General features: G+C 64.9%; 11 protein-coding genes. 6 read left to right on the top strand and 5 right to left on the bottom strand.

From position 1 onward, the window contains the following. Window positions 1-64: 64 nt before the first annotated feature. From BRA49_RS01910 to BRA49_RS01900, 3 genes are read left to right on the top strand one after another with little or no spacing between them, the layout of a single operon-like run. Complete coding sequence (locus tag BRA49_RS01910) at window positions 65-1567, top strand: DHH family phosphoesterase (protein WP_292558927.1); 1503 nt, start codon at window positions 65-67, stop codon at window positions 1565-1567. After that, entirely contained in the window at window positions 1564-2184 is a 621-nt protein-coding gene (locus tag BRA49_RS01905) for a 6-hydroxymethylpterin diphosphokinase MptE-like protein (RefSeq protein ID WP_292382972.1), read from the top strand. The genes BRA49_RS01910 and BRA49_RS01905 overlap by 4 nt, the downstream gene beginning before the upstream one ends. Next, the gene (locus tag BRA49_RS01900) at window positions 2174-3817 is read left to right on the top strand and encodes a radical SAM protein (RefSeq protein ID WP_292382969.1); all 1644 of its coding nucleotides are present in this window, start codon (window positions 2174-2176) and stop codon (window positions 3815-3817) included. The genes BRA49_RS01905 and BRA49_RS01900 overlap by 11 nt, the downstream gene beginning before the upstream one ends. On the opposite strand, the gene BRA49_RS01895 is transcribed toward BRA49_RS01900, so the two are convergent. After that, window positions 3814-4950, bottom strand: coding sequence for a CBS domain-containing protein (locus tag BRA49_RS01895; RefSeq protein WP_292382967.1), 1137 nt, complete (start codon window positions 4948-4950; stop codon window positions 3814-3816). The two genes, BRA49_RS01900 and BRA49_RS01895, sit on opposite strands and share 4 nt — an antisense overlap. Window positions 4951-5002: 52 nt before the next feature. Here BRA49_RS01895 and BRA49_RS01890 point away from each other — a divergent pair, with 52 nt between their 5' ends. Together BRA49_RS01890 and BRA49_RS01885 are read left to right on the top strand one after the other, a co-directional pair. Continuing rightward, a complete protein-coding gene (locus tag BRA49_RS01890) occupies window positions 5003-5266 on the top strand; it encodes a PRC-barrel domain-containing protein (RefSeq protein ID WP_292382966.1) in 264 nt (87 codons plus the stop codon). A 46-nt stretch (window positions 5267-5312) separates the two neighbouring features. Further along, the gene (locus tag BRA49_RS01885; protein ID WP_292382964.1) at window positions 5313-6047 is read left to right on the top strand and encodes a tRNA(His) guanylyltransferase Thg1 family protein; all 735 of its coding nucleotides are present in this window, start codon (window positions 5313-5315) and stop codon (window positions 6045-6047) included. On the opposite strand, the gene ileS is transcribed toward BRA49_RS01885, so the two are convergent. Then, window positions 6030-9209 carry an isoleucine--tRNA ligase gene (ileS, locus tag BRA49_RS01880; protein WP_292382963.1) on the bottom strand — a complete coding sequence of 1060 codons (3180 nt, stop codon included), beginning with the start codon at window positions 9207-9209 and terminating at the stop codon, window positions 6030-6032. The two genes, BRA49_RS01885 and ileS, sit on opposite strands and share 18 nt — an antisense overlap. Before the next feature lie 400 nt (window positions 9210-9609). On the opposite strand from ileS, the gene BRA49_RS01875 reads away from it, so the two are divergent. Then, the gene (locus tag BRA49_RS01875; protein ID WP_292382961.1) at window positions 9610-10092 is read left to right on the top strand and encodes a TIGR00725 family protein; all 483 of its coding nucleotides are present in this window, start codon (window positions 9610-9612) and stop codon (window positions 10090-10092) included. Here BRA49_RS01875 and BRA49_RS01870 read toward each other — a convergent pair. From BRA49_RS01870 to BRA49_RS01860, 3 genes are read right to left on the bottom strand one after another with little or no spacing between them, the layout of a single operon-like run. Then, complete coding sequence (locus tag BRA49_RS01870; RefSeq protein ID WP_292382959.1) at window positions 10019-11929, bottom strand: molybdopterin biosynthesis protein; 1911 nt, start codon at window positions 11927-11929, stop codon at window positions 10019-10021. The two genes, BRA49_RS01875 and BRA49_RS01870, sit on opposite strands and share 74 nt — an antisense overlap. Beyond that, entirely contained in the window at window positions 11923-13125 is a 1203-nt protein-coding gene (glp, locus tag BRA49_RS01865; RefSeq protein ID WP_292382957.1) for a gephyrin-like molybdotransferase Glp, read from the bottom strand. Before glp ends, BRA49_RS01870 begins: the two co-directional genes overlap by 7 nt. Further along, the gene (locus BRA49_RS01860) at window positions 13122-13304 is read right to left on the bottom strand and encodes a hypothetical protein (protein WP_292382955.1); all 183 of its coding nucleotides are present in this window, start codon (window positions 13302-13304) and stop codon (window positions 13122-13124) included. Before BRA49_RS01860 ends, glp begins: the two co-directional genes overlap by 4 nt. Window positions 13305-13357: the final 53 nt, after the last annotated feature.

The following is a 13357-nucleotide window of genomic DNA, read 5'->3' as shown; positions in this document are numbered from 1 at the left end:
TGACCTAGTAATGTAGCACGGGAAGTGGTATAAATCTTACGGAACCCCCCTGAAAATCGCCGAAATGAGATCCCTTAATACTATGAGAAGTTACACCATTGTACGCATGCCTGAGGCGGTCCAGAACGTTTCGAAGGAACGTATCAAATACATCATTTTTGGGTGCGGGAGCACCGGCTATAACGTCGCTGAGGAACTCGAGCAGGAGAGCGAAGACCTGATCATCGTCGATAAGGACGAAAAGCGAGTGGAGGATCTCCGGGACCAGAAGTATGAAGCGCTCGTCCGCGACCTCCGGGACCCGGACCTCATGGAAGGGCTGCCCGTCCCCGAGGTCGCGTTCATCCTCGCGAACGACCGGGACGCCAATCTGGCCGCACTCAAGACCATCAAGAACCGCTACCCGGCGACCTACGTCATCGCCCGCGCCACCGACCCGGTTGGTGTCGACCTCCTCCAGCAGGAAGGCGCCGATATTGTCCTCTACCCGCAGGAGGTGGTGGCCCGGACCGCCATCCACCACATCCGGCAACTCCACTCGTCACGGCTCGCCCTGCGGCTCTACGATATGCTTGCCGCCTGGGAGGGGACGCTCTGCATCGTCACCCACTTAAACCCTGACCCCGACTCGATCTCAAGCGCCATGGCACTCTCGATGATTGCCCGGCATGCAAGCCACAACAAACTCAACTGCCGTATCCTCTACGAAGGAGACATCGGGCACCAGGAGAACCGGGCATTCATCAACCTCCTCGAGATCAAGATGGAACGGCTCACCCCCCAGATCCTCGATGAATGCAACTACATCGCCCTGGTCGACTCATCCGGACCCGGCGTGAACAACGAACTCCCCAAGACCACCCGGGTCAACATCATCATCGACCATCACAAGAACGGTGAGCACCCTTCTACCGTTGCCGACTTCATCGATATCCGGCCGGGGGTCGGCGCCACGGCGAGCATCCTGACCCAGTACTTGATGGAACTCGATATCCCGGTGAGCAAATCGGTAGCGACCGCACTCCTCTACGGCATCAGAGCCGACACGAGAGATTTCAAGCGGAACGTCACCCCCCAGGATCTCAACTATGCGGCGTTCCTTCTCCCCCTGACCGACTCGGACCTCCTCGATAAGATCACGTCTCCGTCCATATCGCAGGAGACTGTGGATATCATCGGCAACGCCATCCGGAACCGGCGGATCAAGAGCGGCTACCTCTTCTCCAACGTCGGTTACATCCGGAACCGCGACGCTCTCCCGCAGGCGGCCGATATGCTGATCCATCTCGAGGGCGTGAACACGGCGCTGGTCTACGGCATCAGCGACCAGAATGTCATCATCTCCGCCCGGAACAAGGATATCAGGCTCCATCTCGGGAACGTGATGGCCGAGGCGTTCGGCCCTATCGGCGAGGCGGGGGGGCACGCCACGATGGCCGCCGCTATCATACCGCTCAGTTTCTTCTCGATGGTGAAGGAGAAGGAGGAACTGCTTGGCCTGGTCATCGACCCGATCCTCAAGCGCTTCTCCAACATCGTCGGCCTGGACAACGAGGATAAACAATGAGGTTTGCAGACTGGGAGCCTCATTATATCGCAATTCTTGAGTATTTCGGGTTTGAGCGCGAGGCGGACGAGGCGGCCGCCCGGCAACTTGCGGATCTGGCGGACCGCGACGACGTCGGGCTGCTCGAAGCCCTCATCCGGGATAGAGTGGTGACGGTCTGCGGCAACGCCCCCTGCCTCGTGGGGGAGCTCGACCGGATCGAGGGGACGGTGCTTGCCGCAGATGCCGCGGCCGGGGTGCTTGTCAGCCACGGGATCCGGCCCGACGCTGTCTTCACCGACCTGGATGGAGCAACGGAGGTCTTCATCGACCTCTCGGCGCAGGGGACGGTGATGGTCGTGCACGCCCACGGTGACAACCTCCCGCTCCTCCGCCACTGGGTTCCGCGCCTCCCCGGGCCGCTCGTCGCCACCACCCAGGCGGCCCCCCTTCCGTCCGTCCACAACTTCGGCGGGTTCACCGACGGCGACCGGGCGGTTTTTGCCGCCGACGAACTCGGGGCGGCAGAGATCCGGATCATCGGGTTCGACCTTGCCGATAGAAACGTCGACCCTGTCAAGCGGGGGAAACTGTACTGGGCGGGGGAACTCCTCCGCCTGATCGGGTATGACCTCTAACGCCCTCATCATCGACGGCTACGTCGACGAGCCCGCGTGCCTCGGGGTTGCGCCCTACATCTCTCCCTACGTGAGAGATGTCGCCGGCGTTCTTTCCGGGCACGGCTACGCTCCCCGCTACGTCACCATCGACCAGGTCCGGGCCGACCCGTCGCTCGCCGCCGCATGCGGCCCGGGCGACCTCGTGGTGATGATCGCCGGCATGACCGTGCCCGGCGCTTACATCGGTGGGAAGCCCGCGACCCTGACGGAGGTCCAGCAGCTTGGAACCCTGCTCCGGGGGCCGACCACCGCCATCGGCGGGCCGATGACCTTCGGTTACGCTCCCGAAGGCGGGAGGAAGGCCATCCGCCAGGCTATTGCCGGGTTCGACGTCACGCTCTCAGGGTCGCCGGCGGTCGCGCTGGATGCCTGGCTCTCGGGTGGGGAGCCCGCCGGTGCGGGCGATTACTCCCTGACCGATCCCTGGTCCGTGGCGGGCGCTCCGATCATCGCACAGCACCCGGCGTTCCCGTATGTGATGTGCGAGATCGAGACCGCGACCGGGTGCTCGCGCGCGACGGTCGGGGGATGTTCCTTCTGCACCGAGCCCTTCTACGGGCTCCCGCGCTACCGGAGTATCGAGGGGATTGCAGAGGAGGTGGCGGCACTCCATGCGGCGGGAGCCCGGCACTTCAGGCTCGGCCGGCAGCCGGACCTCCTCGCCTACCAGAGTTCCGGCGGCGAGTTCCCGGTCCCGCGCCCGGAGGTGCTCGAAGAACTCTTCTCGGCCATCCGGGCGAGTGCCCCGGACCTTGCAACCCTGCACATCGACAACATCAACCCAGGCACTATCGCCCGGCACGAGGACGCAGCGCGGGCGGCACTTTCAGCGATCGTCGCAGGCCACACACCCGGCGACATCGCGGCCTTCGGGATGGAGACCGCCGATCCGGCGGTCGTTGCGGCAAACAACCTGAAAGCCATGCCCGACGACGTCTTCCGTGCGATCGAGGTCGTGAACGATATGGGGGCAGGACGGACGGGAGGAATCCCCGAACTCCTCCCGGGCTTAAACTTCATCGTCGGCCTTGCCGGGGAGACCGCGGCGACGTTCGACCTGAACGGAGCGTTCCTCCAGCGGGTGCTCGACGCCGGGCTTCTGGTCCGGCGGGTGAACATCCGGCAGTTGATGCCGTTTGAGGGGACGACAGCCTATGACGAGAACACCCTCGGGATGCACGACGCCCGGTTCCGGGCCTTCAAGGAGTGGACCCGGACGCACTTCGACGAACCGATGCTCCGCCGGGTCTTTCCCGTGGGCACCGTCCTTTCGGATATCGTCATCGAGATCCCCGGAAGACCTTCCTTCGGGCGGCAGATGGGCTCATACCCGATCCTGGTCGGCATCCCTCTTGAACTCCCGGCAAAGACCGTGCTCGATGCCGTCGTGGTGGACTGGGGAATGCGGTCGGTAACGGCCCTCCCCTGCCCGGTGGAGGTCAACACCCTCCCGGTCGCGGCGCTCCGGTGGATCCCCGGCGTCGGCAAGAAGAGGGCCGCGACCATCGCCGCCTGCCGGCCGTTCCGGAACCTCGCGGAGTTCCGGGAGGTCGCCGGCGAGACGGGGATCGATGGGATGATGATGTTTTAGGCCTCCTCCCGCAGTTCCATCACTCTCAGCACATCCGTCCGGGTGACGATCCCGATCAGGGTATCATCTGCGACCACCGGGATCCTCCCGATATTCATCCCCGTGATGATCTTCAGCGCGTCGATGAGCGGGGCCGACGGCGGGAGGGTGGTCGGGGTCCGGGTCATGACGTCCTGCACCTGCATCGCCTCCCGGTCGAGCGGCGAGATCTTGTGGACATCGGCGAGAGCGACGATCCCCACGAGCGATCCGCGCTCCACCACCGGGAAGCCGAGATGCTTTGTCTCATACATCATCTCCAGCAGCCTGCTGAGCGGCATCGTCGGCTCCACGGTAGTTACCGGGCTGCTCATCGCGTCCGCCACCGTGACGTCCTGGAGCAGGATGTTGTAGCGGAGGTAGGTAGCCTCCTGGTTCGCCCCGATGTAGATGAAGAAGGCGATGATGATCAGGATCGGGTTCAAGAGCAGGAGTCCGACGATCCCGAAGAGGACGGCAAACCCCTTCCCGACGTCGGCGGCGATCCGGGTCGCCCGGGAGAGTGGCATCCTCCGGGCGAGCCACGCCCGCAGCACGCGCCCCCCGTCCATGGGGAACGCCGGGAGGAGGTTGAACCCGAAGAGCAGGATGTTTAAGAGCCCGAGGTAACCGAAGGTGAAGACCAGGACGCCGGCAATGCCCGGGTCGGCGACGACGGCATCAACGGCGTAGACCAGGGCGCTGGAGATCACGCCGACTGCGAGGCTGGTGAGCGGACCCGCGAGCGCCATGGGGAGTTCCACCTTCGGGTCCGGCATCGTCTCCTCCATCTGGGAGACGCCGCCGAGGATGAGGAGCGTGATGCTGTGGATCTCGATCCCCTTTGCTTTCGCGATGAGCGAGTGGGCCATCTCGTGGATGAAGACGCCGACGAAGAGGCCGAGCGCAACGACGGTCCCGAGAATGTACGGGTTGAATCCGGCCGCGATCAGCGTCACGTCGATCGGAACACCGAAGAGGACCGCGATCAACTCGGTCGTGAGCAGAATCTGGCTCCCGATGATCCAGGCAAAGATGGGGATCACCAGGAGGAAACTCCAGTGCAGTTTGACCGGAATCCCGGCCAGGTTTCCGATCTGTAGCGACGCTTCCATGAGAAGGAGTATCTTTTTATCATTTATAGTAATATACCTTCAGAGGATACCGATGAGAACACAGATCACAGAGCTGTTCGGACTGCGGGTCTATACTGATAAGGCCGTCTTTGTCGGGAACGTTGATGACGTCGTGCTCGACGTGGACCAGAAGAAGATCGACTCCCTCGCGGTTGGCGACCTCAACCCCGAGATTGGGGAGGTAAAAGGCTACGCAGGAATGCAGATCCCCTTCCGCATCGTAAAGAGCATCGGAGATATCGTCATCGTCCGTCACATCCCCGGGATCTTCAGGTCGCCGGCAAAAGAGGAGTAACCGGGAAGATCCGGTCTCTCCGGGGATCCTCATACGTCGATAGCATATGGATATCAAAGATCGGGAGATCTTCTCGAACCTCACCATCTTTCCCCCCGTTTTTGTCAGGCTCGACGGCCGGGCCTTTCATCGTCTGACCCGTGCGCTGAACCTTCAAAAGCCGTTCGATCCCGCCTTCAATGCCAGCATGCGGTCGGTCTGCCGCTACCTCCTCACGGAAAGCGGCCTTACGCCCGCGTTCGCCTACACCTTCTCCGACGAGATCAGCCTCTACTTCCGGACGCTGCCGTTCTCCGGGCGGGTGGAGAAGATCGATTCGGTGACCGCCGCGGTTGCGGCGAGCGCGCTGACGATCGAGCTTGGATGCGTCGAACCCCTCGCGTTCGATGCTCGGACCATCCCCGCTGCAGGGGAGTTTGCGGTCGAGTACCTCGCATCAAGGCAGAACGAGGCGTGGCGGAACCACATCAACGCCTACTGCCAGAGCGCTCTGGTCGATGAGGGAATGAGCACCCGGGAGGCCGCCACCACGCTCAAGGGGCTGCAGTCCGAGGCGATGCACGAGATGATGTTTGAGCGGGGCGTCAATCTGGCGGCGACCCCGGCCTGGCAGCGGCGGGGGACGTTCCTCTACCGCGAAGAGTGTGTAAAAGAGGGGTATAACCCCCTGACGGCCGAGACCGTCGAGACGAAGAGGACCTGCATCCGGGAGCCGGAGGAGACGCCCCTCTTCTCCAGCCCGGAGGGCGCTGCCCTGATCCGCTCACTCACCGGCACGTGAGATGCCGATCTGCATCTGCACGCCTTCCACGTCCCAGTCCTTCTCGAGCGCAAAGGGTTCTGCCGGTCTCTTTCCGTCTGCGTGCCGGACGGTGAGGGCAGCAGCCCGCACCTCCCCGGCGATCTCGTTCTGCCACTCCTCTTCCCCGACGAGCGAGGCTACCCGCCCATCGGCGATCTCAACGGCCGCAACGATGAAGTCGTTGACGTTCAGGTCCAGTTGCCGGCGCATATCCTGTATCCGCCGGATCACCTCGCGAGCGTAGCCCTCGGCTTCGAGCGCCGGCGTGAGGGTGACGTCGACGTAGACCGTCGCATCCTTCATGGGGGCGGAAAAGACGCCCGTGGGGAGGGCTTCTGCGAAGGTGACATGCCGCGCGGTGATCTCGTAGCCGTCGATCGTGGCCTTTCCGTCCCGCTCGATAGCGGCCTTCAGGGCGGTGCCGTCCGCGCTCTCGATCAGCGCCTTGACCTTCGGGCCTTCTTTGCCGAACTCCGGGCCGATCGCCCGCATCACCGGTTCGGCCTGCCAGAGGATCCGGTCCCATGTCCCCGTAACGACCCTGACCGCCCGGGCGTTCGCCCGGGCCAGGGCAAGGGCGTTTAAGTCCTGGAGCGCCGTCTTCACCTCAACGCTTTCGGTGACGACCACGGCCTCGCCGACCGGCCACCGGAGTTTCCGCTTCCCGGCCTGCCGGGCAGTGGCGACCGCGTCGTCGAACGACTGGACGACCCCCATGTCGGCCTCCAGATGCGCATCGATCAGGGAGTCTTCCGCCTCCGGCCAGTCGAGCATGTGGACACTCTCCGGGTCTCCCTCGAGGCGGAGGTTCTGGTAGATCTCCTCGGCGATATGCGGGGTAAACGGCGCGAGGAGCGTCGTTAAGCGACGCATGACGTAGTAGGAGGTCTCGTAGGCGTACCGCTTCCCCGGCGAATCCTCCTCGAGCCACATCCTCGGCCGAACGAGCTGCACGTACCAGCGAGAGAGGTCCTCAAGGATGAAGGCGGCAAGCGCCCGGGTCTCCCGGTGGAGGTGATACTCCTGCATATCGTCGTTCATGGCCCGGGCGAGCGAGTTTACGCGGGAGACGATCCAGCGGTCCTCCTCCGGCATCTCCCCGATGTGGGCCCGGACAAACGACCCGTCCCACCGCCCACCGTCACCGGCCGCGGGCTCAAACGCGTCAAGGGCCATGTACGGGAGCGGGAACCGGTAGACGTTCCAGAGGATGTTGAGCGTCCGGTGGACGGTCTTCACGCCGTCCCAGTTGAACTTCAGGTCGTCCCAGGGGGCGTTCGCCCAGAGGACGTAGAACCGGAGGACGTCGACGCCGAACTGGTTCATCACCTCTTCGGGCGTCACCACGTTCCCGATGCTCTTGCTCATCTTGCGCCCTTCGGCGTCGAGAGCAAACCCGTGCATCAGGACACTCTTGTAGGGGGCGCGGCCGAACGCCACGGTGCTCGCCCCGAGCTGGGAATAGAACCAGCCCCTGGTCTGGTCCTGCCCCTCGGTGATGAAGTCCGCCGGCCAGTAACGGTCGAAGGCCTCACGCTGCCGGGGAAACCCGAGGGTCGCCCAGGACGCGACCGCCGAGTCGAACCAGACATCGAAGATGTCGGCCACCCGGCGCATCTCGCCGCCGCAGGAGCACGGGATGGTGACCTCGTCCACGTAGGGTCTGTGGGGGTCGGGGATCGTTGCCCCTGAGCGTTCCTCGAGTTCTGCGATGGTGCCGATGACGGTGTACTCGCCGCACTCCTCGCAGTGCCAGATGGGGATGGGGATCCCCCAGTAGCGCTGCCGCGAGATGCACCAGTCCCGGGACTCCTTGACGAAGTCGTGGAACCGGGCGCTGCCCGCCCACCCGGGGTACCACTTCACCTTCGCGATCTCATCGAGCATCTCGCCGCGGATGCTGGTGGCCTTCAGGAACCACTGTGCCGTCGCCCGGTAGATGATGGGGGTCTTGCACCGCCAGCAGTGGCCGTAACGGTGGGTGATCGTCCGCCGGGCGAGGAGGTAGCCGCCGAGCGCGTCGACGACGACGTCGTTTGCGTCCCGGACGTACATGTCCGCAAACGCTCCTGCCGCCGGGGTAAAGCATCCGCCGGCGTCGACCGGGCAGAAGACCTCAAGATCCTCCTTGATCCCGACCAGGTAGTCATCCCACCCGTGGCCGGGGGCGATGTGGACGAGGCCGGTGTTCTCGAGCGTGACGTAGTCGGCCGCCACGACCCGGTGCCGGATCTCCGCCTGGTGCGGCACGTGGCCGGCGAGCGGAGATGTATACTCCATCCCGACGAGACCGCTTCCCGGGACCTTCTCGATGACCGTGTAGTCTTGATACCGGCCCATCTTCAGGACGGGCTCGACGAGTTCGTCGGCGATCCAGAGGATCTCTTCGTCGTTGTCCTTCTTCGCCCGAACCCGGGCGTAGGTGAACGCGAGATTGATCGCCACCGCCACGTTTGCGGGCAGGGTCCAGGGCGTCGTCGTCCAGATCACCAGGTACTCGTTCTCGCGCCCGACGACGGGGAACTTGACGAAGATGGATGGGTCGGTCTCGTCCCAGTACTCCACCTCCGAGTCGGCGATCGCCGTCTCGCACCGGGGACACCAGTTCACGACCCGGTGGCCGCGTTCGAGGAGCCCGCGTTCGTCGGCCCGCTGGATCGCCCACCACGCGGACTCGATGTAGCCCGCATCGATGGTCTGGTAGGGGTTATCGAAGTCGAGCCAGACACCGAGCTTCCGGAACTGGTCGCTCATGATCCCCATATGCGTCACCGCGAACGTCCGACACTGTTCGATGAACGCAGCGATGCCGTACTCCTCGATGTCCTTCTTGGAGGTGAACCCGAGCTGGTGCTCCACCTTCACCTCGATGGGGAGGCCGTGCATGTCGTAGCCGGCCCGCTCGATGACGTTCGCACCCCGCATCCGGTGATAGCGGAGGATGGCGTCTTTGATGATCTTATTCCAGGCGGTGCCGAGGTGGATGTGGCCGGTGGTATACGGCGGCCCGTCGACGAAAAAGAACGCCTTTCCATCATTCCTCAGAGCCTGGACGCGTGCATAGATATTCTCGTTCTTCCAGTAATCCTGGACTCGCGTCTCGATATCGCGCGGGTTATAACTGCTGGTGACTTCTTTCACCTGGTATCCCTCATCGTCACACTCTGGTGTACCGTTTGTTGCCGTGGGACAAAGTATTTTGTATGTGTCCCGGGTGCCCCGCAGGGCAGCCGGGGCAGGAGCACCGCAGGTGTGACTCGCGTCGGGCCGAAGGGCCGTAGCGGTAGCACCGCCGGGTGCGACTTGCGACGGGCCATCAGGGCCGGAGCAGGAGCACCGTTAGGTGCGACTTGCGACTGTCGGAACGACAGGAGCATGAGAAGCCATCAGGCTTCGAAGTGCGACGTTCCGGTAGGAACGGAGTTCAACCTCTCCTTGGGTGCCCCGCAGGTTGCGACTTGCAACTGTCGGAACGGAGTTCAACCACCCGGGTGCCCCCCGTGCCGGGCCTTTATCCCCTCACAACCCCGACTTCTCCTCCATGCAGATCGCCGTCATCGGGAGGGGGGACTGCTCCAGCGAAGAATACGCAACAGCGGAGGCCGTTGGCCGTCTCATCGCCCGGAATCGCGTGATCGTCTGCTGCGGCGGCCTCGGCGGGGTGATGGAGGCCGCCTGCAGGGGCGCAAAAGAGGCCGGCGGGACGACTGTGGGCATCCTGCCGGACACCGGAGAGGGGAACCCCTACCTCGACGTGGTGATCCGGACCGGCATGGGTCACGCGAGGAACGTCGTCCTCGTCAACTCGGCGGACGCGGTGATCGCCGTTGGGGGCGGGTACGGCACGCTCTCGGAGATCGCCGTTGCCCTCAAGACCGAAAAACCGGTCTTCGGCCTCCTGACCTGGGAGATAGAAGGGGTGCGGGCCTGCGCCGGGCCCGAGGAGGCGGTCAGCCTCGCAGTCCGCGCAGGACGCCGGTCTCGCCCGTCTCGTAGCCACCGAGGTCCCGGAGGATCTGCTTGAACGCCTCCGAAGAGACGGTCTCTACCAGGGCCGCGATCCGGGGGTCGTCGAGCATCGCACGGTGCATCACGAGCTCGTAGCGCTCCGTCGCCACCGGGACGAAGGAAAGATCGAGCGCCTTTGCGGCACTGTAGACTCCCATGCCCGCGTCCACCTCCCCGGTCCGGACGGCAAGGGCCACTGCAAGGTGGGTCGTCGCCTCGCGCTCGTAGCCGGGGATGGATGTTGCGTCGATGCCGCGCTTCGCGAGGCAGTGGTCGAGAAGGATCCTGGTCCCCGACCCCTTCTGCCGGTTGATGAACGTCCGCCCGGGCAGGTCGTCGAACCCGAGCCCGTCGCGGGAGATGACCCCCTGCTGCCGTTCCGCCACACAGAGGAGGGCGAGGTCCGCGCCGGGCATGTAGCGCTCAAGGTAATGGGTGTTGTAGGTGCCGTCGGGGGCGAGGAGGTGCATCGGGGCCGCGTGACACTCCTGCTTTTTGAGCGCGATCACCCCGCCCATGCTCCCGAGGTGGGTGGAGTGGAGGTCGACGCCGCGCGGCCGGACCTGGTCGGCCAGGTAGTCGAGGGCCGGGTCGTGGCTGCCGGTGATGAGCACCGCTTCCTCAGCCTCCGCGCAGGGGACAGTGAGCCGGACGTTAACGGTCTCTCCTGCCTCGGCGCCCTCCTTCTGCGATGGGATCTGGAGGTAGCCGTTCGCCCGGACTGCGCTCATCTGGATACCCGCGCCCCGTGACTGGGGCACCGCCACCCAGCGGTCGCCGATATTTCCCACCGAGAGGAGGACGAACTCGTCGGTCCCGATATCCGACTGGAGGGTCGTGGTCAGCCGGGCCTCGACGCGCTCCCCCTCCCGGGTGGGGAGACCGTAGCGGGCGACGAGCGGCAGGACGATCTCCCGGAGCACGGTCGCCGCCGCAAGAGGATAGCCGGGAAGCCCGATCACCGGCTTCCCGTCGATCCGGCCGATGATCACCGGCTTTCCGGGCTTGATGGCGACCCCGTGCGCCAGCACTTCGCCGAGGTCCCGGACGATCTCTGCGGTGTAGTCGCGGGTCCCGGCGGACGACCCGGCCGAGACGAGCAGGATATCGTTCTCGGCGACGCCGCGCCGGACGGCCTCCCGGATCAGGTCGTAGTCGTCCGGGACGATTGGGTAGCGATGCGCCTCCACGCCCGCCTCCGTGAGGACCGCCGCGGCCATCAGGGTGTTGCTCTCTACGACCTTCCCGGGCGGCGGCATCTCACCCGCCGGCACCAGCTCGCTCCCGGTGGGGATCAGGCCGGCCCGGACGTTTTCGACCGCGACCTCCGTCACCCCGTAGTTTGCGAGCGCTCCCACGTCCTGGGGCCGGATCCGGTGGTGTGAGGGGAGAATCATCTCCGATTCTCCAATATCCTCGCCGACCGGGCGGATGTGCTGCCAGGGGCTGACCGGCTTTCGGACGGTGTAGGTCTCGCCGTCGTGACGTTCCGTGGGAGCGGAGCGGGAGAAGTCGTCAGACTTCGACTCGACCCAGACGTCCTCGATCATCACCACCGCATCGTAGCCGGGCGGGACAATGTTCCCCGTGTTGACCCGTGCCGCTTCCGGGAGGGTCACCGGGTGCTGCTCGCTCGCCCCGTGGGTATCGGCGCTTCTCGCCGCGATCCCGTCCATCGCCGAGAGGTGGATGGCGGGGACCGAGAACCGGGCGAATATGGGCGCGGCGGTTATCCTCCCGACCGCTCCGGAGGTCACCGGGACCCGGACGACCCCCGGGACCGCCGCAAACGAGCGCTCCACGAGCGCTCGCGCCTCAGCGAGCGATATGACCGAGAGGTAGCGCTTCACCACAGGATCACCTCCACCTTCTCGCCGACCTCGAGCCCTTCGCTCGATGCCGGGACCCGTACTAGCCCCTCGCTCTGCACCAGGGTGTTGAGGAGCCCCGACTTCCCGAAGACCGGCGTCGCCTCCCCGTTCCTGAGGCTGACCCGGACGTAGTCCTCCCGCCCGCGGGCGGAGGGAACATTCTGCTTCAGCCGTGCGCGGACGGTCCGCCGGGAGACGGCAGTATCAAGCATCGCCGCGAGCAGGTGGTCAACTATGGCGACGAGCACGACATAGGCCGAGGCCGGGTGACCGGGGAGACCGATGACCGGTTTGCCCCGGGCCGTCCCGATGATGGTGGGTTTTCCGGGTGCGAGGGCGATCCCGTGGACCAGCACCTCGCCGAGTTCCGCGATGACCGCGGCGGTGTTGTCCCGCTCGTCCTTGGAGGACCCCCCCGATACCAGGACCGCGTCGCATTGATCGAGCGCCGAAGCGACCGCCCCCCTCAGCACCGTACGATCGTCCCTGACGATCCCGAAGTAGACCGGGTGGCAGCCTCGTTCCGTCACGAAAGCCCCGGCAAGGTAGGAGTTCGCGTCCCGCACTTCGCCCGGCCCCGGGGTCTCGACGACGGGGACGAGCTCGTTTCCTGTCGATATGATCCCGATTTTGGGGCGCTTCACCACACTCACCCGGTCGGAGCCGACCGCCGCGGCGACGCCGATATCCCGGGGTGAAAGGATGCGACCACGTGCGAGGGCCATCTCCCCTGCCTTGAAGTCCTCGCCCCGAAAGACCACGTTCTCGCCGGGCGCTACCGGGCGGTGCACCAGGATCTCGTCGCCGATCTGCTCGGCATGCTCGATCATCACCGCCGCGTCAGTGCCCCCGGGGAGAGCGCCGCCGGTGGGGACGTATCGGCACGATCCCGGGGAGATCGCCCCCGCATCTACGCTTCCCATCCCGACCCGGCCCTGGCACTGGAGCATCGCCGGGATGGCCTCGGAGGCACCGGTGGTCTCGGCCGCGGCGACTGCGTAGCCGTCGACCGTCGACCGGTCAAACCCGGGGATATCGATATCGGCAGCAACGTCCCTCGCGAGAACCCGGTGCAGGGCGTCCTCGAGCGGGACCTCCTCATACCCGGGCGGTGGCGCGATCCTCCGGACCGCCTCCACGGCCTCGCTGACCGAAACGACTTCGAGGAAGAGGCTCATTTGAAGCAGCCCAGCTGGCAACCCCGGATCTTCAGCCTGGGCTCGCGCTGGTTGCAGTACCGGGCGATATCCATCTTCGGAATGTCGTATTTCTCCGAGATCTCGAACGCCTGCGGGCAGGTGATCTCGTCCGTTATGCCGTACGCTTCAAATGCTTTCCGTATCTTCTCTCTGTCCATAGTACCAACATGGTTCGCTTGCAGGCAGATAGGATTTACTGTCAGGCTGATCG

Source organism: Methanoculleus sp. UBA430 (genome assembly GCF_002506585.1).
Taxonomy (GTDB): domain Archaea; phylum Halobacteriota; class Methanomicrobia; order Methanomicrobiales; family Methanoculleaceae; genus Methanoculleus.
This window is presented reverse-complemented; position numbering and strand designations above follow the sequence as displayed.